The 24,381-nt window shown below is 50.6% G+C and carries 22 protein-coding genes and 3 pseudogenes; 23 read left to right on the top strand and 2 right to left on the bottom strand.

The annotated features are described in order from the left end of the window. Window positions 1-3 precede the first annotated feature (3 nt). The 10 genes and pseudogenes from nadC to NST29_RS05290 form a co-directional block, all read left to right on the top strand. Window positions 4-834: a carboxylating nicotinate-nucleotide diphosphorylase gene (gene nadC / locus NST29_RS05245; RefSeq protein WP_172418458.1), complete on the top strand. Its 831-nt coding sequence runs from the start codon at window positions 4-6 to the stop codon at window positions 832-834. 14 nt (window positions 835-848) lie between these two features. Next, a complete protein-coding gene (nadA, locus tag NST29_RS05250) occupies window positions 849-1,952 on the top strand; it encodes a quinolinate synthase NadA (RefSeq protein WP_172418459.1) in 1,104 nt (367 codons plus the stop codon). 632 nt (window positions 1,953-2,584) lie between these two features. Then, window positions 2,585-4,183: a SafA/ExsA family spore coat assembly protein gene (gene safA / locus NST29_RS05255; RefSeq protein ID WP_339232804.1), complete on the top strand. Its 1,599-nt coding sequence runs from the start codon at window positions 2,585-2,587 to the stop codon at window positions 4,181-4,183. Continuing rightward, window positions 4,167-5,108, top strand: coding sequence for an aminoglycoside phosphotransferase (locus NST29_RS05260; protein ID WP_339232805.1), 942 nt, complete (start codon window positions 4,167-4,169; stop codon window positions 5,106-5,108). Before safA ends, NST29_RS05260 begins: the two co-directional genes overlap by 17 nt. 41 nt (window positions 5,109-5,149) lie before the next feature. Further along, window positions 5,150-5,890 (top strand): NAD(+) synthase, encoded by a 741-nt coding sequence (nadE, locus tag NST29_RS05265; protein WP_033020226.1) that lies wholly within the window; start codon window positions 5,150-5,152, stop codon window positions 5,888-5,890. 306 nt (window positions 5,891-6,196) lie between these two features. Then, a complete protein-coding gene (locus NST29_RS05270; RefSeq protein ID WP_033020224.1) occupies window positions 6,197-6,931 on the top strand; it encodes a YhcN/YlaJ family sporulation lipoprotein in 735 nt (244 codons plus the stop codon). A gap of 589 nt (window positions 6,932-7,520) precedes the next feature. Next, window positions 7,521-8,367: pseudogene (locus NST29_RS05275) on the top strand (transposase); the annotation flags it as partial. 216 nt (window positions 8,368-8,583) lie between these two features. Continuing rightward, window positions 8,584-9,702, top strand: a complete 1,119-nt coding sequence (locus NST29_RS05280; protein WP_033021755.1) for a hypothetical protein — start codon at window positions 8,584-8,586, stop codon at window positions 9,700-9,702. 15 nt (window positions 9,703-9,717) lie between these two features. Continuing rightward, complete coding sequence (locus NST29_RS05285) at window positions 9,718-10,683, top strand: hypothetical protein (protein WP_033021749.1); 966 nt, start codon at window positions 9,718-9,720, stop codon at window positions 10,681-10,683. Window positions 10,684-10,816: 133 nt separating this feature from the next. Next, a pseudogene (locus tag NST29_RS05290) lies at window positions 10,817-11,646 on the top strand (transposase); the annotation flags it as partial. Window positions 11,647-11,805: 159 nt separating this feature from the next. Here NST29_RS05290 and NST29_RS05295 read toward each other — a convergent pair. Then, a pseudogene (locus NST29_RS05295) lies at window positions 11,806-12,022 on the bottom strand (IS66 family transposase); the annotation flags it as partial. A 150-nt stretch (window positions 12,023-12,172) separates the two neighbouring features. Here NST29_RS05295 and NST29_RS05300 point away from each other — a divergent pair. From NST29_RS05300 to yajC, 13 genes are all read left to right on the top strand, one after another. Beyond that, window positions 12,173-12,949 carry a hypothetical protein gene (locus NST29_RS05300; RefSeq protein ID WP_339232806.1) on the top strand — a complete coding sequence of 259 codons (777 nt, stop codon included), beginning with the start codon at window positions 12,173-12,175 and terminating at the stop codon, window positions 12,947-12,949. Next, window positions 12,927-13,721, top strand: coding sequence for a hypothetical protein (locus NST29_RS05305; protein ID WP_172418465.1), 795 nt, complete (start codon window positions 12,927-12,929; stop codon window positions 13,719-13,721). Before NST29_RS05300 ends, NST29_RS05305 begins: the two co-directional genes overlap by 23 nt. A gap of 809 nt (window positions 13,722-14,530) precedes the next feature. Continuing rightward, window positions 14,531-15,010 carry an ATP-binding cassette domain-containing protein gene (locus tag NST29_RS05310; protein ID WP_339232807.1) on the top strand — a complete coding sequence of 160 codons (480 nt, stop codon included), beginning with the start codon at window positions 14,531-14,533 and terminating at the stop codon, window positions 15,008-15,010. 111 nt (window positions 15,011-15,121) lie between these two features. Then, window positions 15,122-16,309, top strand: a complete 1,188-nt coding sequence (locus NST29_RS05315) for an IS701 family transposase (RefSeq protein WP_339232809.1) — start codon at window positions 15,122-15,124, stop codon at window positions 16,307-16,309. Between the two features lie 568 nt (window positions 16,310-16,877). Further along, the gene (locus NST29_RS05320; RefSeq protein ID WP_061912347.1) at window positions 16,878-17,621 is read left to right on the top strand and encodes a YebC/PmpR family DNA-binding transcriptional regulator; all 744 of its coding nucleotides are present in this window, start codon (window positions 16,878-16,880) and stop codon (window positions 17,619-17,621) included. Between the two features lie 97 nt (window positions 17,622-17,718). Then, window positions 17,719-18,729 carry a DUF3231 family protein gene (locus NST29_RS05325; protein WP_244319353.1) on the top strand — a complete coding sequence of 337 codons (1,011 nt, stop codon included), beginning with the start codon at window positions 17,719-17,721 and terminating at the stop codon, window positions 18,727-18,729. 80 nt (window positions 18,730-18,809) lie between these two features. Further along, window positions 18,810-19,286: an intercompartmental signaling factor BofC gene (locus tag NST29_RS05330; RefSeq protein ID WP_033018087.1), complete on the top strand. Its 477-nt coding sequence runs from the start codon at window positions 18,810-18,812 to the stop codon at window positions 19,284-19,286. A 211-nt stretch (window positions 19,287-19,497) separates the two neighbouring features. Further along, complete coding sequence (gene ruvA / locus NST29_RS05335) at window positions 19,498-20,082, top strand: Holliday junction branch migration protein RuvA (RefSeq protein WP_033018086.1); 585 nt, start codon at window positions 19,498-19,500, stop codon at window positions 20,080-20,082. A gap of 86 nt (window positions 20,083-20,168) precedes the next feature. Beyond that, on the top strand, window positions 20,169-21,170 hold the full coding sequence (ruvB, locus tag NST29_RS05340) for a Holliday junction branch migration DNA helicase RuvB (RefSeq protein WP_033018085.1): 1,002 nt from the start codon (window positions 20,169-20,171) through the stop codon (window positions 21,168-21,170). Continuing rightward, window positions 21,167-21,373, top strand: a complete 207-nt coding sequence (locus NST29_RS05345; RefSeq protein ID WP_081916988.1) for a DUF2905 domain-containing protein — start codon at window positions 21,167-21,169, stop codon at window positions 21,371-21,373. Before ruvB ends, NST29_RS05345 begins: the two co-directional genes overlap by 4 nt. A gap of 15 nt (window positions 21,374-21,388) precedes the next feature. Further along, complete coding sequence (gene queA, locus NST29_RS05350; RefSeq protein ID WP_033018084.1) at window positions 21,389-22,417, top strand: tRNA preQ1(34) S-adenosylmethionine ribosyltransferase-isomerase QueA; 1,029 nt, start codon at window positions 21,389-21,391, stop codon at window positions 22,415-22,417. A 17-nt stretch (window positions 22,418-22,434) separates the two neighbouring features. Beyond that, a complete protein-coding gene (tgt, locus tag NST29_RS05355) occupies window positions 22,435-23,577 on the top strand; it encodes a tRNA guanosine(34) transglycosylase Tgt (protein WP_082799301.1) in 1,143 nt (380 codons plus the stop codon). 23 nt (window positions 23,578-23,600) lie between these two features. Then, window positions 23,601-23,873: a preprotein translocase subunit YajC gene (yajC, locus tag NST29_RS05360; RefSeq protein WP_061912345.1), complete on the top strand. Its 273-nt coding sequence runs from the start codon at window positions 23,601-23,603 to the stop codon at window positions 23,871-23,873. A 73-nt stretch (window positions 23,874-23,946) separates the two neighbouring features. Here the strand turns inward: yajC and NST29_RS05365 are convergent, their stop codons facing one another. Continuing rightward, complete coding sequence (locus NST29_RS05365; protein ID WP_061912344.1) at window positions 23,947-24,330, bottom strand: TIGR04086 family membrane protein; 384 nt, start codon at window positions 24,328-24,330, stop codon at window positions 23,947-23,949. Window positions 24,331-24,381 lie beyond the last annotated feature (51 nt).

Raw genomic sequence — 24,381 nt, forward strand, 5'->3', positions numbered from 1 at the left:
ACGATGAACCGATTGAAACTCGAACAGCTGCTGCGGCACTTTTTTCTTGAGGATATGGGCGATGGCGATTTGACGAGCGATCTTCTCTTTCCAGCCCATGAACGGGCCGCCGGCGTGTTTACAGCGAAAGCGGCCGGCGTGTTGGCCGGGGTTGACATCATTTCTGCCGGTTATCGGCTGCTCGATCCGCAAATTGACGTATCGGTGATCAAAAGAGACGGTGAACGGGTTTCCGCCGGCGAACCGATCGCCTCAGTTGCTGGACCGGTGCGGTCGCTGTTATCCGGGGAGCGGGTCATTTTAAATCTGCTCCAGCGCCTAAGCGGCATCGCGACGGTGACGCGGCAGGCGGTCGATCGCCTCGGGGATAGCCGCACCCGCATTTGTGACACAAGAAAAACAACGCCGGGGCTGCGCATGCTGGAAAAATACGCGGTCACTTGCGGCGGCGGCTACAACCACCGTTTCGGCTTGTATGACGGCGTGATGATTAAAGACAATCATATCGCGTTTTATGGGTCGATTGCCGCCGCGGTGAAAACGGTGCGGGAGCGGCTTGGCCATATGGTGAAAATCGAAGTGGAAACGGAGACGGAAGCGGAAGTGCTTGAGGCGGTCGCAGCGGGGGCGGATGTGATCATGTTTGACAATCGAACGCCTGAGGAAGTGAAAACGTTTGTTCCGCTCGTGCCAAAGCCGATCGTCACCGAAGCGTCCGGCGGCATTACACTCGCCAACGTCGCGGCGTATGGCGCAACCGGAGTCGATTATATTTCCCTCGGTTTTTTGACCCACTCCGCCGCGGCGCTCGATATTAGTTTTTCTTTGCAATAATGGGGGGAGAATGGATGAACGTACTTGAACAGTTGAAACGTATGGATGAAATGCCAAAAAAATACAAAATGATGGAAAAGGATGAGCTGGAAGCGCGCGCTCGCGCCGTCAAAGAACGTCTTGGTCGGCGCTTGTTCATTCCGGGCCATCATTATCAAAAAGATGAAGTGATTCAATTCGCCGATGCCACCGGTGATTCGCTTCAGCTTGCAAGGCTCGCGGCGAAAAACAGCGAGGCCGATTACATCGTGTTTTGCGGCGTCCATTTCATGGCGGAAACGGCCGATATGTTAACGAGCGCGGCGCAGGCGGTCATTTTGCCGGATTTGCGCGCCGGCTGTTCCATGGCCGACATGGCCGATCTGTTTCAAGTCGAGCGGGCTTGGGCAGCGCTAAACGAGCGCTTGGGCGAAACGATCGTTCCGCTTGTATACGTCAACTCGACGGCGGCCATTAAAGCGTTTGTCGGCCGGCATGGCGGGGCGACCGTCACCTCATCGAACGCCAAACGCATGATGGAGTGGGCGTTTTCCCAAAAAGAGAGGGTTTTCTTTTTGCCTGATCAACATTTGGGAAGAAATACGGCGTATGCGCTCGGAATCGGCCTAGATGAGATGGCGGTCTGGGACCCGCACGAAGAGACGCTGCAATGCACCGGCGCGCTTGAGCGCGTGAAGGTCATTCTTTGGAAAGGACATTGCTCGGTTCATGAAAATTTCACGGTCGAGCAAATCGCGTTCATTCGCCGCACGAAGCCGGACATGAAAATCATCGTTCACCCGGAGTGCCGCTTTGAAGTCGTTCAGCAGGCCGATGATGCCGGCTCCACGAAATACATTATTGACACGATCCGGAACGCTCCACCCGGAAGCCAATGGGCGATCGGCACGGAAATGAACTTGGTCAACCGGTTGAAACAAGAGCATCCGGACAAGGAAATCGTTTCCCTCAACCCCTATATGTGCCCGTGTTTGACGATGAACCGCATCGACTTGCCGCATTTCGTGTGGGCGCTCGAATCGCTCGAACAAGGAACGATCGTCAACCGGATCACCGTTCCTGAACATGTCGCTTTTGAGGCGAAAACAGCGCTGCAGCGGATGCTGGCGCTTGCCTAGGGGGCTGGTGAAAATCACCAGCTTCATTCGACTTGTCGGAAATTACAAGAAATAAAATGATGGTGTTGCAAGTTTTTTCAATTCGATAAACAATGTTGGATAGCAGTATTTCCCCTTAAATCACCGGCCTTCTAGAAGGTCGGTGAAAAACGGTTGTTTCTTTTGAGCAATGGGGGATCGTTTGAAAGGTAATCCTAATGCGACAAGGCTTTTCGATTTGAGAAACGGTCTTGATCAGCGGCTTGCCCCCTTAAATCACCGGTCTCCTAGAAGGCTGGTGATTTCGTGCAAAATATGCTGATTCGATCTCTTTTCAATTAGAGAAATTTTGGGAGATTTTTACAATAAGGCAACAGAAACAGCTGGTACGTTTATAGCAACGGGAGGGGCCCAGTCCGTTTGCGACGACGTACGAGGCATGGGGCGCGAAAATCAGCAAGAAAGAGGTGCCCGTCCGATTGCGACGAAGCATCTTTCGCTTTCCCTAGCTGAACGGGAGCTTTTCCGTTCGGCTAGGGATTTTTTTATCATAAATCGTTCATTCCGCTCATACATTGTGTTGAAAGACACTAGCCGGAAACAAGCAATGGTTCGAGCGAGCACCGACAGTCTCGGTTTAGGAGGGGAACGGAGTGAAAATCCATATTGTTCAGAAGGGAGACACCCTTTGGAAAATCGCTCAAAAATATGGAGTCGATTTTGAACAATTGAAAAAAATAAATGGCCACCTAAGCGATCCGAATCTCATCATGCCTGGCATGAAAATCAAAGTGCCAACGGCCGGCGTTCCGGTCAAAAAAGGGGCGAAGACGACGGCGTCGCCCAAAAAAATCGAGGTGAAAGAACACCCGTACACCGAAGCGAAACCGTTTGTTTCCATTGACCTTGAAGCGGAATTCGGCTCGGCCCCCAACGCCGCTATTGGAGAAGCGCCAGCCGCCAATCAAACGCCGGCCGCAGCGAACCCGACAAACAACATGTCAGTGGCGCCGAAACCGGCTAATGAAATGCCGACTGCACCAAAAGCGGCAAACGAAACGCCAGCTCCGGCGAAAGCGGCGAACAACACGCCGGCCGCGCCAAAAATGGCGAACAACACGCCGGCCGCGCCAAAAATGGTGAACGAACTGCCGACCGCGCCAAAAATGGCGAACGAACTGCCGACTGCCCCGAAAGCGGCGAACAACACGCCGGCCGCCCCGGTTGACAAAGCAAAACAAGCGGCCAACGAAGCGAACGCCGGAGCGAAAACAGGATCCAGCATGCCGATCGGCCAAGCACCGAATGCGAAGGCAAATCAAGCGGCGGCCGCTCCCGTTAATGAGCTCCCCAACGTTCCGGTGAACGAAGCGCCCGCGGCTGTCAACGAAGCGCCGGCGCCGAAGCAAGCGGACAAAGCGGCCAATCCCGCCGCGGCGGAACCGGTCGAGGAGAAAAAAGAAACAGCGAAAGCCGAGGCAAAAGCCTCTACGCCTCCGCTCGTGCACACCATTCCTCCGGTGACGCCGCCGCCTCCTCTTTCGTTTGCCCAGTCTTGGGCTGCGGCGCCCCCACTCCCGCCGAAGCCGAGCAACATTTTGCCGGACGTCATGAAAGAGGAGAACGGCGAGAGCCCGAACGAATGGAAGGCGGAAGAAAGCGATGAGGCGCCGCCGCTGCCCCATCTTCCTAACGCTCCGTTCGTTCCGCCGACGTTTGGAGCGAATCAAGGATACGTGTCGACAGTTCCGGTCTGGCCGGGAGCGGGATATTACACCCCGCCGCTGCCGACAGCGCCGCCTATTCCACATTCATCACCGGCCGCTGCCGACAGCCCGGAAAGCAGTTCGGCGCCGTTTCCTGGAATTCAAGAAAGCAGCGATGAATCGGCAGCTCTGCCGCCGGTCGGGCACGGCGCCCCTCCATTCCCCTCGCCGATCGGCGCCGGTTACGTTCATCCTGCCCCGATGGCGCCCGTTTATGGCGCACCGGCAACGTACGCGCCGCCGTCCGGCTATCCGCCATTGGGCTATATGCCCATTTATGCGCCGGCACCGTATTACGGAGGATACATTCCGTCCGCTCCGCATGGGTATGCGCTGCCGCCAACTGCGCCTGTGCTTCAGTGGCCTGGAGGTGGTTACCCGGCCAACCCGCCTGGATCGGCGCCGCCGTTTTGGCCTGCGGAGGCTGGCCCGCGTTTGTTTGGCGAGCCGCCGGATGAGGAGAGCGAACATGGCGATAACGAATAACGGAATGGAAAGAGACGCTGCCCGCCGTCTCTTTTTTCTTCTTGAGCGCCGCTTCCGTCTTGACATTCAGCAGGCGGTGGCATTGAAACCGCACGTGATCGCCATCGCCGCCCGGCAAGGGACGTGGGTGGCCAAAGCGTATCGTTCGTTTGCGGCCGCTTGGCGGCAAGCATGGCTGCTTTCGGCTTTGCGGCGCGCCGGGTTTTTGGCCGCTCCTGCTCTCGCGCCGATCGGCTGCGGAGGCGTGGTGGAAGCGGGCGGGAGCTATTGGCTGCTGATGGAGTACGTAAAGGACGGGCGCCCGCTTTCGCTCGCCGATGGACGCGCTGCCGCCGCCGGCCTCTCTCTTTTGCGGCGCTACCATGCGGCGACTGCGCTCATTGTTCGGACGGAGCGAGCGGCCGGCGCCCTGCCGCGCCTGCATCTGTATGAAAAATGGCGCCGCCGCTATGATGAGTTTTGCCGCCACTTGCCGCTCATTGAAACCATCATGGAAAAGGAAGACATTTTGTTTGTGCAGCGCTGGGCGCGCGATTGTTTGGCAACGTGCGCCGAGCATGCCGCTGAGTTGGCGGCAGAGCCGGTGGCGATCATTCACGGCGATGTCGCTCCGCATAATTTTTTGTGTTCTGCCGGCCATTTATGGCTCATTGACTATGATGCCGCCGCCATGGCTTCGCCCGGGCTGGATTATTGGCAATATGCCAACCGCTTGTTGCCGCACATCGGCTGGTCGTACTCAGCGCTCGCTCGTTTCGCTCCGCTCCGCCAATGGCTGGAAAAGCGCTGGTTTTTGCATGCCCTCCTTTTCCCGGCTGACATCTTTCGGGAGTGGCGGCCGGCCGTCGAACGCCGTCGCCGCTTGGCGATCGACAGGGAAAAGCGGGAGCGGTTTGTCCGCCGCCTGTGCGCTATGCTAAAATAAAACATGAGAAATGAAATCGATGGAAAAGGGGTCGAAGGTGAATGCAAGAAACGATTGACAAGCTTGTGCAATGGCTGCGGGAACAAGTCGCGGCGGCCGGTCTGAACGGGGCGGTCGTCGGCATCAGCGGCGGCATTGACTCGGCGGTCGTCGCCCATTTGATTCGGCGAGCCTTTCCGGACGATTCGCTCGGCTTGATCATGCCGTGCAAAAGCCATCCAAAAGACATGGAAGATGCGCTGAAAGTGGTGGAAAGCTGCGGAATTCGCCATTTGGTCATCGATTTGACCGAGGCGCATAAGGCGCTGTTCGGCGCCGTGGAAGCCGAACTGAAAGCCCGCGGGGAGTGGAATGAGGAGAAAGCGCGCCTCGGCGATGCGAACACGAGGGCGCGCCTGCGCATGACGACGTTGTACGCGGTCGCCAACAACTACGGTTATCTTGTCGTCGGCACGGACAACGCCGCCGAATGGCATACCGGCTACTTCACGAAATACGGGGATGGCGGGGTCGATTTAGTGCCGCTCATTCATTTCACCAAATGCGAAGTGCGAGAAATGGCTCGCGTGCTCGGCGTTCCCGAAGAAATCATCACAAAAGCACCGAGCGCCGGATTATGGGAAGGACAGACGGACGAAAGCGAGATGGGCACGACATATGAAATGATTGACAAATATTTGAAAGGAGAAGACATCCCAGAGCGGGACCGGAACATTATTGAACAGCTGCACGAACGTTCGCATCATAAACGGCAGCTCGCTATAGCGCCGCCGAAGTTTTAACGTCATTTCCGACAGACGTGTCCCATCTTAAAGAATGGGCAGGGCAAAGCCCAAAGAGTAGATGGGATGAATGGCGGCTGGCGGGAACGGACAGCGATAACGCATAGGCCGCCCATGATGGAAGAAACAGCGCTTTTCACGGAACGGGCCGCCATAACGCCTGCTCAAGATGCCGTTCGTTGATGGTCCGCCAATGTTCCGGTTGGCGGAAACTGACAGCGATAACGCCTCCCCTTTTTCCACAAGCTAAACGTAAGGCTGGTTTGTGGCCAGCCCGGGGCTTAGGAAACCAAGGGGGGTTTTCCATTGAGACAAGCGGTCAAATGGCTCGCTGCGCTGTCAGCGGCCGGCTTGCTCGCTTCATGCGCCAATGATCAGGAAGGAAATGAAGGCGCACAACGCTACAACGACAGCGCAAGGCCAATCGGCTATTACTCGACGGAACGGAGCGATGATTTCCGCTACGGCCGCTATGGCACGAACGCGCTCAACTATGACAACCGGTATCTATGGACGCGGCGCGGGCCGGCGACCGACTATTTGACGGATGGCGGCCGTCTTGGCGGACCGGCGGCGACCCGCTTTGACACGGGCGTGCCGGCTCTTCCGCCCGATGTCGATTTTGGCGATGGCGATTACAATTACCACGGGCATTTGCACTCGCTAAACGTCGACCCGCATCCGTCCTACTATCGAACGTATGACGGCCGCTTGGCCGAACAGCTCTCTCGCCGGGCCGCGGCGGTCAGCGGGGTGAAGGATGCTCGCGCGGTGGTGTACGGCGGCCAAGCATTGATCGCGATCACGACCGCCGACCGCCATCCGGAGCGCGTTGAACAGCGCGTCGCCCAAGCGGTTGCTCCGCATGCCGGCGGCAAGCGGGTGCGCGTCACGTCCAACCCAAGCATGTACCATCGCGTTCGTTCGATCGACAACACGATGCGCCACGGCGGTGCGGTGAACCGAGAGGAAATTGACCGCGACTTGCGCACCATTTTTATCGGCGATACGATTCAAGAACGGCCGGAAAATACGCGATAGTGCGAACGAGACGGGCAAGCTGAACGATCGAGAGGGTGTCCCAAAAGACTGGGACACCCTCTCTCATCGCTATATAGAAGCACTAGCTGCTTCCCTGCCACACGAGTTGGGTCTTTCTTGAGAAGGCCGATGAACAACCGCTGCTTCCCTTCATCAATGGGGAAACGCCTGAAAATTAGGATCCATGCAACAAGGTTTTTCTAGTTGAGAAATGAGATGGCAAAGCCGTATCCACGAGTAAATCACCGGCTTCTGAGGGGAGATCGCCTTTTGGGTCAGCTCCTTTTTGGCGCGGCTGTCCGCCTCCAGCCGGTGCAGCGCCGCTTTCCGCTGTGGGGTGCTAGGCCCGTCTGTCGGGCGCAACCATCCGCTTCAGACCGGTGCAGAGGCTAACGCTGGGGGCCGCGCGGGCGAGGACGGAACTCGGCTGGCGCTAGGGGAAATGGGATGTTGGACTTTTTGATAGTGTTGAGTAAACGATTGGTGGATGACGTTCACAAGGACTGCGAATATTTGTTTGCGACGTTTGCCGAGACCACCAAATGAAGCGCTCGACAACATTGATGGGAGCGATAAGCTCAAGAAATCGTCCATTTGCCAAAAAACGAGGCCTTCGTCACGGGCCGCCCACGCCATTCAAGGGTGTGACTGGCATTTCTCTCACAGCGATCATCAATGGGTCTGGGGGCATTCGCTTGTTTGGCAGATGGTGTATACCCGTCTCTATGATAAGGTGGCGGGAAGAAGCAAAATCGACCTAGCGATCGAGAGGCTTTCCTCGCTCAAGGGGAAGCGGGCTCAGCCGGTGTATGTGCTCATGGATTCATGGTATCCGTCCCAAGCGCTCATCGAAGCCTGCCTGAAACAAGGATTCCATGTCATCGCTATGCTCAAGACGAACCGGATTCTCTATCCGAAAGGCATCGCCCGCCGTCCAAGCAAAGGAGTTCGCCCGCTATATCGAGCCCAACGACACCCGCCTCGTCACGGTGGGGAACGAGCGTGATCGTGTCTACCGCTACGAAGGCGCGCTCAACGGTCTTGATGACGCGGTGGTACTGCTGGCTTGGAAGGCGGATGAACCGATGACGCCAGATCATCTCCATGTCGTCTTCGACACCGACCGGGAGCTAGGCGATGAAGAGATCTTGCGTTACGATGCCGAGCGCTGGACGATCGAATGCGTTTTCCAGCAGGCCAAAGACCAGCTAAAGCTTGATGGGTACCGCGTTCGCCACGTTCGGGCGGTGAAACGGTATGGGGGCGTGGTGCTGTTCGCCTGCGTATACAGCATCGCGGAATCTCAACCAGACCTCTCTTCCGGCCTAGAGCTTCTTCGGTCTCGGAAAGGGCACAGCGTCGTCGAGTTCATCGATGACGCCGCAAAGCAAGAGATTCCCATTGATGTGATCAAAAAACAGCTCCATGTCGCCTAAGGGGTCCCTGTTTGTCTCTTAGGGCATGGAAATGACTGTAGTGAAAAATGCTCATCTACAGTAAGAAAATTTAATATCTGCACTACAAAGGAATACCGCTTCAACAACTTACCCTCTTAATAAAAAATATATTCAAATTTCTCCTTATATTGTTAAACTATTTATTTAAAAAAACCGATAATAATAATGAATACTATTTTAGGAGGGAGGTATGAAATGAATTCATTTTTTAGAAAATCAGGTAAGGTATTGTTGCTGGTTTTCACTCTAATTTTCACTTTGGTGACGATTGGAGTGCAGAAAAGCTATGCGAATGAATTACTTAGAACCAAGCCAAACATGAATTCTATCATTGAACTCCAAAAAAGTCTGGAGTTTACCGAAGAATCATTAGCGGTAGACATTGATAAAGCGAAAATAGAAACAGAAATAAAAATCAACGAAGATGAAGCTATAAAAATCGAAAGCGATAATAAATTCAAACCTCAATCCCAATATGGTGTAGGTGGATTAATCTTAAATACGCAGGATTCCTTAACAGAAGAGGACCCGATGGATTTATTTTTCTTTAGTCCGACTTCCGATAAAATTTTAGTTTCTAGGATATTATCTGGGAACGAAGATTATATATTGCAACTTTATGTTGTAGATTATGAAAATGGACTAGCGTATCCAACGGAATTTACCACTTCACCGGGAAAACTAATGCTAATCAATATACCGGCAGGTGATTATGCTTTAGGTGTGTTATCAAAAGGAACTTTGGGAGCTTCATACACCATTCAAATGAATGCTTCCAATCCTGCTAATTTTGATGAAGCCTTATATATTTCACAAGATCTTACAAAATTCGTTGCAAAATATAGTGATGGTTCTTTGTATTCAAACGGCCAATATGTGTTGAATGTAAATGGAATTAACAACGAACATCTTAATTGGGAAAGAAAATATTATTTTTCATACAATGGGGGATATTCACAAAGAACACATTCCCTATCGGATATAAAAATATCTTCCATTTCAAGCCCGATTTCTTACTCTTCCAATTATGCAAGTTCTGATTTTGCAATTATGGTATATCTAGATGTGGGGACGCTTTTCACATACCATGAATCGCAATATCAATCTGGTCCAACCCTATACTACTACAGTTCATTTGTCGATACTTTAGGTAAAAATACACCACGTAGACTGGAATCTGACGATTTTAACTATGGCGATCACATCTTAATCGTCGATTTAACAACCGGGAAATCAATCGACTTCTTCAGTGTGTTGAATTTTTACTATGCAAGTGGTGTAGAACCATTACCTTCTATTGATTATTTAGAATAGGAGGGGATGACCCCCATGAAAATTGATCTTGGATATATCGGAGCGATGGTCGCTCGAAATGATGCCAGAATGCCATCCATATATGAAATCAAAAATCCATTAGCTGGAAAGCAAGTAGAAGTCATCAGAAATGGAGAGGCTTATAAAATCACCCTTTCGGATGAAATCAAACAGGTTCAAGGTCTGATGAGCATGACGGTAGAAGAGTTTTTTTTAAAAGATATTAACATACAAAACGCAGACCCTTCCGATATTTTTTCTTATCGGCCACAGGATCAATGGCTCGTTTTCAGTCAATATTTACATGAGTCCAAATACTTTGATTCACTAAGCGATGAAGAATTGAAGAAAGTGGAATCCATCTTACAACATATTACGGATGGAATGGATAGTTTAGCTAAATATGTAGGGATTAACCTTTTTGGAATAAAGAAGCAACAGCTTAACTCTTATGAAGCACATCTTGAACTTGCTTCTTCGACAGCTGCGCTTCAACACTTCAGTGATACGTTTTTAAGTGGCGACGTAAAAGCTGGATTTGATCAACTGATTCAAGATTATGTTCGTCACAATACGAAAAAATTGATGGATTATCAATCCGTAGAGGAAAGATTCTATGCAGCACGAGCCAAAATCAAACCGCTGAATGCTCCTCTGACATACGAACAATCACGTCATTTATCTATGACAAACAAACTAGGAAAAACCATTTATACACACGAAGAAATTGAATCGGTAATCAAAAATTATCAAGAAATGTTTAAGGACATTAAAAACGAAGAAGATTTGTCCTCTGTGCTATTAAAAGCGAAAGAACAACTTCTTGCATTTGTAACGAAAGGTATCTCACCAAAGGATGCGGATTACCAATTGGCAAAAGATTTTGTTACACAGCGTTCCGATGACACATTTAAACGAATCGAGAATTACTGGAAAATGATATGGCAAGGAAAACAAGAGTTACATACTGTAGATGAGTAAATTGGCTAACATAAATTTACAACCAAATAAAAAAAGAGATATGAACCCAACTCCTTGAGAAAAATAGATGTGCTCAAACCCATTCACACAAGGAGGTTCATGTCTTAGGAATCGATGAACACATCATCAAGGAATCCCACAAGTTTTTCATGACGCTGGGATTGGCGCTTGATTTCTCGAAGCCGGTCATCAAGCATCTGGTTCATCTTGTCGACGCCTTGTACCAAGGGATGTTCGGGGACATTGACGGATGTCCGGTACTGGAGTTTTCACCCGAATCATCGAACGACACTGAGCCACTTTTTCACGAAAAGCCCTTGGAACGAGGAAAAACGGCTTGAGAAGCTTCAAGAATGGATCCTTCGCCAGATCGAACGCCTGGCCAAACGGACGAATCAACCCCTGTTCCTTTCGATGGATGATCCCATTTGCCAAAAAACGAGGCCTTCGTCACGGGCCGCCCACGCCATTCAAGGGTGTGACTGGCATTTCTCTCACAGCGATCATCAATGGGTCTGGGGGCATTCGCTTGTTTGGCTGATGGTGCATACTTTCTCGCAAGCGTTTCCGTTCGCCTTTCGTCTGTATGACAAGACGGCGGGAAGAAGCAAAATCGACCTAGCGATCGAGATGCTTTCCTCGCTCAAGGGGAAGCGGGCTCAGCCGGTGTATGTGCTCATGGATTCGTGGTATCCGTCCCAAGCGCTCATCGAAGCCTGCCTGAAACAAGGATTCCATGTCATCGCCATGCTCAAGACGAACCGGATTCTCTATCCGAAAGGCATCGCCATTCAAGCGAAGGAGTTTGCCCGCTATATCGAGCCCAACGACACCCGCCTCGTCACGGTGGGGAACGAGCGTTACCGCGTGTATCGCTACGAGGGAGCGATCCATGGCCTCGATGACGCGGTGATGCGGCTGGCTTGGAAGGCGGATGAACCGATGACGCCGGATTATCTCCATGTCGCCTAAGGGGTCCCTGTTTGTCTCTTAGGGCATGGAAATGACTGTAATGAAAAATGCTCATCTACAGTCAAATTCTATAAACTGCGCGCGCAAATTTCATTTTATTTTTAGAGGAGGGCATAAAAAATGAGAAAGAAATTTTTTACTCCTATAGCTAGAGGATGGGGGCCAATGGCTATTGGAGCTGTTTTTTTCGTGCGTGCTTCCAGCTCTTGAATGCGACCTCTGAGTCGTTCATTTTCTTTGCTTAAGTGCTTGTTTTTCTGACGCAACTGTTCGTTTTCTTGGATGACTGATGAATGAACTGGTTTTGTTGTTGGATTTTGCCCATGAGGCTCTCCATTGTCAATACAGCTTGTTGTACCGTCCACATGCGATTCACCTCCGTCTATGAGTATTCACATCATAGACAAGAAATACAAACACTATTCAACTCACTTGATCATGTGCTGAATAGTTATCAAACATAAGTACCTTATTTCACGGTGCTTCTGTTTGCTTTATAAGGGAGAGATGAGCTGCTATGAAAAATGGATATTTTGTCAGCGAGTTAAAAAGGGCGTTTTTTTCACGAAACATGCTCATTAGTCAACTGCTCATATTCGCCTGCATATTTATAGGATCTTTTGAGTTTTTGTTTCATGAGTACCCAGGTGTAAACGCCATTTATTTATTTATGTACTCGTATAGTGAGGGAACGTCAGCTATATTAAGTTTATTGTTTCCCGTGTTAGTTTCTTTACCATTTGCTGCTTCTTATGTAACAGATGTTCGTACGGGGTTCATCCACTATATATCTTATCGAATGAGCCGGAAAAAATATTTGTTGATTCGCCTGCTGGTAAACGGACTAGCAAGTGGCTATGTGATGGCATCGAGTCTGCTTGTCTCATTTGTCATCTTTTTACTGATCAAAAAATTTGATGTGTCGGTTGTAGATACTCTAAATATAACGGTTTTGCGCCGAGTATACGAGCACTCACCGGTTTTATTTGTTTTGATCATGATTTTGAATAGTTTTGTTTGCGGGGTTGTTTTTTCAACCTTAGCCCTTGGTATATCGACATTAATTCGTAATCATTATTTAACCATTGTTTTTCCTTTTGCTTTTTATATCATTTCTGGAACGTTGTTAGCTCAAATCAACAAATTCTTGAATGCCGCTATGTTATTCGATTTGGAGTATGATTCTAATTTGAAGATTTCATACGTCGCACTTTACGATTTGATATTGTTGGGCATAGGAGTCGCATTATTTTTTATAGGAGCTGTCAAACATGCGGAGTCGTTTGAACATTAGCATTAGATGGCTTACTATTCTTTATAGTAGGAAGTTTGTTTATACGATTCTTTTGCTTCTCATGATCAGTAGTCTATTTCGTTTTTATTCTTTTTTGATGTACAAAGAGGAAAAAAATGTTTTTGATTTATTATTATTTTCATTGAATGATTTTTTTCATGTCTTCTTTCTTTTATCACTCATTTATTTAATTGGTATCTTCCCTTTCACCGCTTTTCGTTCGTTTGATCACTATGCAATGATTAAGTTGGGGAGCCGTGCGAAATGGTTTTACACTTCTGTGATCAGTATGGGCATCGCAACGTTATTGTTTGTTTTAGCGTCGGCTTTTATTTGCATTCTTGAATCATTATTGACATTGAAATTTGAAAACAGGTGGAGTGAGTATGGGGAGGCCGTATATCATTTCTTTTTACAATATAACAATATAAAGCCATTGACCTTAGTATTATTTAGTTTGCTCTTCCTTTATCTATTTCTTCTCACGTTGGGAATTACTTTTTTTGTTGCCACCTTGATCGTCCAAAATAATATCATTGGCTTTATCATCGCACTAGGTTTTAATGGGATGAGTATGGTTGTATATTTAAGTAAAATCGCTTTCTTTTACCGGTTTACCTTTGTTTATCATGTTTTATTAGGAAAAATGGATGGCTCAGTTTATAGTCACGTCATCGAGTCGATCATGTATTGGGGAACCATTTTGGCCCTATTACTTTGTATAGGAATGGTAAGGGGAAAACAGATGGATTTTCATCGGAGGCGATCATGAAATATTTACGTCTTTTAAAGTACTTTCTTCGCACTTTGTTGTATAAGAGAAATATGCTCATCATTCTTTTAACTTTTGTAGCTTTTCATTTTGTTTCATTCAATTTTTATAATTTACAAAATGCCAGTGCTGTCTCTATTTTAATCATATTTTACTATGGACCTTCTTATTTTCATTTCGATTTGTTCAGATGGTTGTTGCATCAAACTCCCATCTACATTTTCAGTGGTAATTTTTTGAATAAACAACTAAATGAAAACAATCTTTGGATACTTCCAAGAGTAGGTAATTTTTCTTTATGGCTAAATGGGGTGATTTCGGCTAATTTTCTATTTATCGTTATTTACTATTCAATAGGTTACTTCATTTCAATCCTATTATCATATGTGACAAATGGCGAAAAAAGCATACGTGCTGGTTTAAATGGTAGTTCTTTGTTGAAAACTTACCCTCCCTTAAAACTAATGTTCATTCAATTTGTTTTACTGATTTTGTTGACTTTTTTCGTTGTGTTAATTAGCCATGTCGTGTCAATATTGGCTAACAACGCAATAGTAGGTTTTAGCGTTTCGATTATGTTTATTTTCATATCGGTAGGTTTCCTCCAAAGTTCGCCATATGTAAATAAATGGCTGCCGTTTTCGCAGGGCGTTCTTGTCCGAAGAAACCTAGAGTTTTATTCGTTTGCTTGGTCATTGACGTACTATTTCTTCGCTATTTTTATAGCGATCCTACTCTTTCACTATATATGCTATAAGCGTATTGACAGTCTATTACATAATAAGAATACACTGTAAGGTGGGGATACGATGAAAAGCCACAATGACAGTGCAGTAAAAATTGAACATCTTAATAAAGAGATAAAGGGCCATACGATTTTAAACGATATTCATTTAGAAGTTGGCAGGGGGAAAGTTTGTGGAATCGTAGGGAGGAACGGATCGGGAAAAACGATGTTGTTTAAAGTGATCGCTGGACTCATAAGACCTACCTCAGGCGTTGTTGAAATATTTGGTGAACCGATAACCTCAGGTAAATTTCCTAAAAACATAGGGTTGTTGTTAGATAAAAACGGTTTGCTTCCTCATTATTCAGCTCTTGAGAATTTGAAACTATTGGCTTCCATTAATCAGCTGATTTCGTTGGAAGAAATCAAAAGAACTTTGGAAATGGTAGGATTAGATCCCGAAGATAAAAGACCCACCAAATATTATTCTTTAGGAATGAAGCAGCGACTGGGGATAGCGCAAGCGATTATGGAAAAACCAAATCTTCTTATTTTACTGTAGATGAGCAAATTTGCTAACATAAATTGACAGCTAAACAAAAAAGGAGACATGAACCCAGCTCCTTGAGTAAAATAGATGTGCTCAAACTACCCGCAAGGAGGTTCATGTCTCATGAATAGATTAGCACATCATCAAGGAATCCACAAGTTTTTCATGACGCTGGGATTGGCGCTTTATTTCTCGAAACCGGTCATCAAGCATCTCGTTCATATTGTGGATGCCTTGACTACCAAGGGATTTTCGGGAACATTGACCGATGTCCATCACTGGAGTTTTCATCCCAATCATCGAACCACGCTCAGCCATTTTTTCACGAAAAGCCCTTGGGATGAAGAGACGTTGCTTCGCAAACTCCAGCAATGGATCCTTCATCGCATCCAGCGAATCGCCAAACAGGAGAATCAACCCCTTTTTGTTTCGATTGATGATACGATTTGCCAAAAAACGAAGCCTTCGTCACGGGCTGCCCGCGCCATTCAAGGGTGTGATTGGCACTACTCGCACAAAGATCATCAATCCGTTTGGGGGCATTCGCTCGTTTGGCTGATGGTGCATACTTTCTCGCAAGCGTTCCCGTTCGCCTTTCGTCTGTATGACAAGACGGCGGGAAGAAGCAAGATCGACCTAGCGATCGAGATGCTTTCCTCGCTCAAGGGGAAACGGGCTCAGCCGGTGTATGTGCTCATGGATTCGTGGTATCCGTCCCAAGCGCTCATCGAAGCCTGCCTGAAACAAGGATTCCATGTCATCGCCATGCTCAAGACGAACCGGATTCTCTATCCGAAAGGTATCGCCATCCAAGCGAAGAAGTTCGCCCGCTATATCGAGCCCAACGACACCCGCCTCGTCACGGTGGGGAAGGAGCGTTACCGCGTGTATCGCTACGAGGGAGCGATCCATGGCCTCGATGACGCGGTGGTGCTGCTGGCTTGGAAGGCGGATGAACCGATGACGCCAGATCATCTCCATGTCGTCTTGAGCACCGACCGGGAGCTAGGCGATGAAGAGATCTTGCGTTATTATGCCCAGCGCTGGACGATCGAATGCTTTTTCCGGCAGGCCAAAGACCAGCTGAAGCTCGATGGGTACCGTGTTCGTCACATTCGGGCGGTGAAACGGTATTGGGCCGTGGTGCTGTTCGCCTGCGTATACAGCATCGCCGAATCTCAGCAAGACCTCTCTTCCGGCCTGGAGCTTCTTCGGTCTCGGAAAGGGCACAGCGTCGTCGAGTTCATCTACGATGCCGCGAAGCAAGATATTCCCATTGATGTGATCAAAAAACAGCTCCATGTCGCCTAAGGGGTCCCCTGTTTGTCTCTTAGGGCATGGAAATTATTGTAATGAAAAATGCTCATCTACAGTTATTTTAGATGAGCCGATGAATGGATTAGATGAGGAAGGCGTAGCGGACATAAGAAATTTAATCCAAAATTTAAAAAGGCAAAATGTAACGATTCTCTTATCAAGTCATAACTCTGAAGATATCAATCTTCTTTGCGATGAGGTTTATCAAATGGATAAGGGACGATTGCGCGCTTGGCATCGTTTCAAACAATCGTGAGTCGGGATTCACGCTGTATAAAAGTAGGGGCTGACCTAAAAAGCAATGGGGGGAGCGGGTGAAAGGCGATACGGAGTTTTTCTATTTGAGAAACGAGGTTGGTAAGCGGTCTGCTCCCTTCAATCACCAGTCTCCTAGATATGATATTGCCTTTCCCGTAAAAAAATGAATAAGCGTTCGTTCGCTGATTGCCGTGAAAGCTTCCAAGATGAAGAACTTCTCGCGCTGGGCTCGGCTGACATTTTCCTTGTTTTCTGGTATAGTAAGTATCGGAACATTCCGTTGTGATGAGAGGAGAAGCTATCGATGGCTGGACATTCGAAGTGGAAAAATATCCAACGGCGGAAAAATGCCCAAGATGCCAAGCGGGGCAAACTGTTTATGAAATTGGCCAAAGAAATTTACGTGGCCGCTAAAAACGGTGGGGGCGATCCAGCAGCCAATCCGAGCCTGCGCCTTGTGATCGAAAAGGCGAAGGCCGCCAACATGCCGAGCGAAAACATTGAACGGGCGATTAAAAAAGCGACCGGAAACCAAGAGCATACTCACTATGAAGAAATTCGCTACGAAGGGTATGGGCCGGGCGGCGTTGCCGTCATGGTCGTCTGCCTTACCGATAACAAGAACCGCACCGCCGCCAACGTGCGTGCCGCCTTTTCCAAAAACGGCGGGAACTTGGGGGAAACGGGCTGCGTTTCGTATTTGTTTGAACGCAAAGGCTTGCTCGTGATCGACCGCGGGGAGCACGATGTAGACGAAGACGAGCTGCTGCTGCTGGCGATTGAAGCAGGGGCCGAAGAGATGGAAACGACGGACGAGTCGTTTGAAGTCTATACGGCGCCCGAGTCGTTTGAGGCAGTGAAAGAACAGCTCGAACAGCAAGGATTCACGTTTGCGAGCGCCGAAATCACGATGATCCCGCAAACGTACACCGCCTTATCCGGCGATGAATTGAAAAAAATGCTGAAGCTGATCGATACGCTTGAAGACGATGACGATGTGCAAGACATATACCATAATTTGGATGAATCGGTGCTTGATGAAGCGTAACTCCGTCGGTGAAGAGGCCGGCGGATTTTTTTGTCCGTGTGGCATACACCCAAAAAGGATGAAACATAATAACGGGGAATAAGGAGGTGCTACGCTGGTGGAAGGAAATGTGACTTCGTTAACGAGTGCAGAAATTTCTAATCTTTGGAGCACGTATGTCCATGACAGCATTGTCGCTTGTTTGTTGACGCATTTTGCCGAAACGGTGACCGATGATGAAATTCGTCCGCTCCTTGATGAAATGTTGAACGTTGCCAACGGGCATTTGCGCGCCATTGAGCAGCTGTTTGCCGCCGAAGGCATCGCCAAGCCGGTCGGCTATCCGGTTGAGAAGCATGTTTATTCCGGCGCCCCGAAACTGTTTAGCGACATCTTCTACTTAGAGTACATGTATTATATGACGAAATTTGGCCTCGCTGCGCACAGCGGAGCAATCGCTTTATCGTCACGCCAAGATATCGCCGATTTGTTCCGCGCGTTTTTAAATGAAGCCGTGACGTTCAACGACCGCACCCGTCATGTTCTTTTGGAAAAAGGAGTGTACATTCGCCCGCCGTATATCGTGTATCCGAAACAGGCCGAGTTTATTGAAAAGCAGCGCTTTTTGACGGGCTGGTTCGGCCCGCGCCGCCCGCTGCTTGCCATTGAGGTGGCGCACTTGTTTACGACAGCGCGCAACAACGAACTCGGCAAAGCGACGCTGACCGGATTTGCCCAAGTGGCTGTTGACCCGGAAATCCGCAACTTTTTCCTGCGCGGAGTGCGCGTCTGTTCCGATATTATGAACACCGTTCATGACGTGTTGCGGGAAAGCAACGTGCCGGCGGTTATGTCTCCGGATGTGACGGTCACCGATTCCACGAAGCCGCCGTTTTCCGATCAGCTGATGATGGCGGTGATTAACGCGCTGTCCGCCATTGGCACGGCCGAATACGGAGCGGCGATGGCGGTGAGCTTAAGGCGCGATATTATCGCTTTGTATGCCAGCTTGATCGCCAAAGCGGGCGCGTTCACAGAAGATGGAGCCAACATGATGATCGAGCGCCGCTGGCTCGAATACCCGCCCCACTTTTTGGACCGCCAGCAGCTCGCTTTGCAAAAAAGCTGAGCGCGGCAGGAATAAAATGGATCCTGTCGGCGAAACTAATGATGCAAACGAATCATCATCTGGGAAGAGAGGAACAGGCGATGCGAGTTCTTTCCATCCTGCTGTTGACCGTCGCTCTTGTGCTGCCGGGCCAGCGGGCGTCCTCCGCCCCTGTCAGCATGACGATCGTCTTGCAGCAGCACTATTTGGACGGGGAAATCAGCGAGGAGAAAAAGACGGAGACGGTTGATTCATTGACGAACATCTGGAAAAAGTACCGCGATTGGCAGCTGGTTGATCTCGATGACCGGACGATCGTGTTTCGGAAAACGGTCAACGACATTTCTCCGCTCTTGAAAGCGAACGGCTATTTTGGCATCACTGACGATGGCACGTTATCCATTTTCAATGGCAGGCCGGGGCGGTCCAGCCCGATTATTCAGTCGTTTTTTCAGATTGATGTGAAAAAACTCGAAAGCCGCCAGCAGGAAAGGTTGCGGCAAGGAATTCGCGTCCTCTCCAAAGAACGGTATGAACAAGTGATTGAGCTGTATCGCCATTTTGCGGTTGCCCAATAAAGCGCTTCCCCCTCTCCCATCTTTGGCGCGCCATAGTTTTCCCTCAAGAGGATGGGGTTTGCGCCCGCTTTGTTTTCCCATTGTGCATCGATCCCGCCGTGCGAATAAGCATTGCGGGATTTCCTTTTGTCATCCGGTTGCCGCTGTTCCCTTTTGCGATCCTCTGTCGTATGATACAATGGAAAAGCAAGAGAAGGGGAGGAGCATCGCCTTGATCGAGTTTATCCGCGGGTATATCGATTATGTCTGTCCCGAGTATATCGTCATTGACCATCAGGGCATTGGCTATGAGGTGTTTACGCCGAACCCATTTGCTTTTCAGGAAAGCCGCGACAAGCTGGTGACGGTTTATACATACGAATACGTTCGCGAAGATGTGCGCGCCCTATACGGCTTTCTAACGCGCGAGGAACGCCGGTTGTTCGCCAAGCTTTTGCAAGTGTCGGGCATCGGTCCGAAGGGCGGTCTCGCCATTTTGGCGGCCGGGCGCCCGGACGAGGTGGTGCGGGCGATTGAAGAGGAAAATGAAGCCTTTTTGTGCAAGTTTCCGGGGGTCGGAAAAAAGACGGCCCGACAAATGATTTTGGATCTGAAAGGAAAGCTGGGGACGTTCCCGGCGTCTTCGGCCGCGCGCGCCTCTGCGTTGCGCTCCGAGGCGCTTGCCGAGGCGGTGGCCGCACTGAAGACGCTCGGCTATGCGGAGCGGGAAATTGAAAAGATCGTTCCAGCGCTCGGCCTTGAGCAGCTGTCGACAGAGGAGTACGTGAAACGAGCGTTGGCTATGTTGTTGAAATGAGTGCGGCAGCTGCCTCCAAAGGCGCTCTTGTTTGGGTGGAACGAAGCGCGACAGCGAGGCGGATGATCGAAAGGGAGGGATGACCGGTGGACGAACGGCTCGTATCCGGCGCGGTGTTAGGAGGGGAAGCAGCGTTCGAGCCGAGCCTGCGGCCGCAGTCGTTGCAGGAGTACATCGGCCAAAATCAAGTCAAGGAAAATTTAAAAGTGTTTATTGAGGCGGCCAAGCTGCGTCAGGAGACGCTTGACCATGTGTTGCTGTATGGGCCGCCGGGGCTTGGAAAAACGACGCTCGCTGCCGTGATCGCCAACGAAATGGGGGTTAAGCTGCGGGCGACGTCGGGGCCGGCGCTCGAGCGGCCTGGCGATTTGGCGGCGCTGCTCGCTTCCCTTGAGCCGGGTGATGTGTTGTTTATTGATGAAATTCACCGCTTGCCGCGCCCGGTAGAAGAAGTGCTCTATCCGGCCATGGAAGATTATTGCCTCGATATTACGATCGGCAAAGGGCCGGATGCGCGTTCGCTTCGCCTTGACTTGCCCCCGTTTACGCTCGTCGGGGCGACCACAAGGGCGGGGGCGCTATCGGCTCCGCTGCGCGACCGGTTTGGCGTCATCAGCCGCTTGGAATATTACCGCGTCGATGAGCTCGTGCAAATCGTTGAGCGAACGGCGGCGCTTTTGCATATGGCTGTCGCCCGTGAAGCCGCGTTTGAGCTCGCTCGCCGGGCGCGCGGCACGCCGCGCATCGCCAATCGCTTGCTTCGCCGCGTCCGCGATTTCGCCCAAGTGCGCGGGGAGGCGGAAATTTCGCTTCCGTTGGCCGTTGAAGCGCTTGAGCGGCTGCAAGTCGACCGGCTCGGGCTCGATCACATTGACCATAAGCTGTTGACGGCCATGATTGAAAAATTCGCCGGCGGTCCGGTTGGCCTCGAGACGATCGCCGCGGTGATTGGCGAAGAAGCGCAAACGATCGAAGAAGTGTATGAGCCGTATTTGCTGCAAATCGGCCTCTTGCAGCGGACGCCGCGCGGACGTGTGGTGACGCCGGCCGCCTACGCCCACTTAGGAATGGAGGTTCCGAAGCAGTGAACAGCTTGCCGAAGTTGATTATGACAATTGGCGCCGTGCTGATCATTGTCGGATTTGTTATGCAGTTTATCAAACTCGGCCGTTTGCCGGGGGATATTGTCATTCGCAAAGGGAATATGACGTTTTATTTTCCGATCGTGACGTCCTTATTGCTCAGTGTGGTGCTGTCGTTGCTTTTTTATGTGCTCGGACGATTTCGCTGAAGGAAGGGGAACATCATGAAAGTCGAGCTGTTTGATTTTCATTTGCCGGAAGAATTGATCGCGCAAACGCCGCTTCCAGATCGGGCGGCGTCGAGGCTGATGGTGCTTGATAAACGCACCGGCGCCATCCGTCATGAAACGTTTCGCAACATGATTTCGTACTTGAATCCGGGCGATTGTCTCGTCTTAAATGATACGCGCGTCATGCCGGCGCGTCTTTATGGGGAAAAAGCGGAAACGGGCGGAACGGTTGAAGTGCTGCTCTTAAAGCAGCTTGATGGCGACCGCTGGGAAACGCTCGTCAAGCCGGGCAAACGGGTCAAACCGGGAACGAAGCTCACTTTTGGCGGCGGAAAACTGGAGGCGGTTTGCCTCGATACGCTCGAACACGGAGGACGGGTGCTCGAGTTTTCATATGACGGCTTGTTTTATGAAGTGCTGGCGGAGCTCGGTGAAATGCCGCTGCCGCCCTATATTAAAGAAAAGCTTGACGATCCGGAGCGGTATCAGACGGTTTACGCCCGCGAAATCGGCTCGGCGGCGGCGCCGACCGCCGGCTTGCATTTTACCGAAGAGCTGCTTGATGCCATTCGCGAAAAAGGGGTGCAAATCGTCTTCATTACGCTTCATGTCGGCCTTGGCACGTTCCGGCCGGTGCAAGTGGACGACGTCGAAAAGCACGATATGCACGCCGAGTTTTACCAAATGAGCGAAGAAACAGCGGAGACGTTAAACCGCGTTCGGGAGCAGGGCGGCCGCATCATCGCCGTCGGCACGACGTCGACACGGACGCTCGAGACGATCGCCGGCAGGCACGCCGGCCGGTTTGTCGCGGAAAGCGGCTGGACCGACATTTTCATCTATCCGGGCTACGAGTTCAAAGGTATCGATGGGCTGGTGACGAACTTCCATCTGCCGAAATCGACGCTCATCATGCTCGTGAGCGCGCTCGCTGGGCGCGAACATATTTTGCACGCGTATGAAGTCGCGGTCCAAGAGCGGTACCGCTTTTTCAGCTTCGGCGATGCGATGCTCATCATTTGAGAAAGGAGAGCCACACGTTGACGACACCGATCCGCTTTGAACTGATCAAAACGTGCCGGCAGACGGGTGCACGCCTTGGCATGCTCCACACGCCGCACGGCTCGTTTGAAACGCCGATGTTTATGCCGGTCGGCACGCTGGCGACGGTTAAGACGCTGGCGCCGGAAGAGCTGAAGGAAATGGGAGCCGGCGTCATTTTAAGCAACACGTATCATCTTTGGCTGCGGCCGGGGCATGACATTGTGGCGGAAGCGGGCGGCCTCCACGCCTTTATGAACTGGGACCGCGGCATTTTGACGGACTCCGGCGGGTTCCAAGTGTTTAGTTTGAGTGAATTTCGCCGCATCGAAGAAGAGGGCGTCTATTTCCGCAACCATTTAAACGGCGACAAGCTGTTTTTATCGCCGGAAAAAGCGATGGAAATTCAAAATGCCTTAGGCGCTGACATCATCATGGCGTTTGACGAATGCCCGCCGTATCCGACGACATACGAGTATATGAAACAGTCGGTCGAACGGACGAGCCGTTGGGCGGAACGCTGCCTAAAGGCGCATCGCCGCCCGAACGAGCAAGGGCTGTTTGGCATCGTCCAAGGCGGTGAATATGAGGACTTGCGCCGGCAAAGCGCCCGCGATTTAGTGTCGCTCGATTTCCCTGGTTATGCGGTCGGCGGACTGTCGGTCGGCGAGCCGAAAGAGATCATGAATCGGGTGCTCGAGTTTACGACGCCGCTTCTGCCGGCGGACAAGCCTCGTTATTTAATGGGCGTCGGTTCACCCGATTCGCTCATCGACGGGGCGATCCGCGGCATCGATATGTTTGACTGCGTGCTGCCGACGCGCATCGGCCGCAACGGCACCGTGATGACGAGCGAAGGGCGGGTGGTGATCAAAAACGCCCAGTACGCCCGTGATTTCTCGCCGCTCGATCCGAACTGCGATTGCTACACGTGCCGGAACTATACGCGCGCGTACATCCGCCACCTTATCAAATGTGATGAAACATTTGGGATTCGCCTCACGTCTTACCATAACGTCTATTTTTTGATAAAATTGATGGAGCAGGTGAGACAAGCGATCCGCGAAGATCGGCTCGCCGATTTCCGCGAGGAATTTTTCGAACGCTACGGCTTCAATAAGCCGAATGCAAAAAACTTTTAGCCATCGGAAAGGAGGGAAACGGAATGAACGCAGCGATTGCCAATTTGTTGACGATCGTGCTGTTTCTTGTGATTTTCTACTTTTTGCTCATTCGCCCGCAGCAAAAACGGCAGCGCGCCATCCAGCAAATGCAGGCGAGTTTGAAAAAAGGCGATAAAATCGTTACGATTGGCGGCTTGCACGGCATCATCGACTCGGTCGATGAGGATAAAATCATCGTTCGCGCCGGCGACGGCACGCGGCTCACGTTTGACCGCACCGCGGTTCGGGAAGTCGTGGCGGAAAACAAGGCGTAAAAAAAGCCCCCTCCGTGCCGCCCTGCCATGAACACAGCGGCTGCTTCCACCGAAAGCAGCCGCTGTTTTTCGTTCACGCCCGCTCGCGGCGTGACGGTGACAAGTTGACGCCGACGATGCCGCCGAGAGCGGAGGCGACAAGGAAAGCGAGATGATACAGCCATTGTTCGCCGGTAAACGGTTTGTCGATGCCGAGGAACTGAAACAAAAAGACGATCGACGTAAAGCCTACGCTGGTCAGCCCGCCGGCGAGCCATCCTTTTTCTTGGCTTTTTCCCCCGGCGACGACGCCGCCGAGAAACATCGAGATCATCGAGGCGGCAAAAACGAGCCATGTCAGCGAGGATTCATGAATGTCGGTCCATTTAAGCAGCAGCGAAACGACAAAACTGATCAATGCCGCCAAAACGAAAATCGTGGCGATCCCATATACGAGCGCGCTGCCAAGCCGCGACAACCGCAACCCCTCCTTGGACAAAACGGTTTTACCACAATATATTCGCGGCCG

Origin of the sequence: Geobacillus sp. FSL W8-0026, from assembly GCF_037966255.1 — a bacterium.
GTDB lineage: Bacteria > Bacillota > Bacilli > Bacillales > Anoxybacillaceae > Geobacillus > Geobacillus icigianus.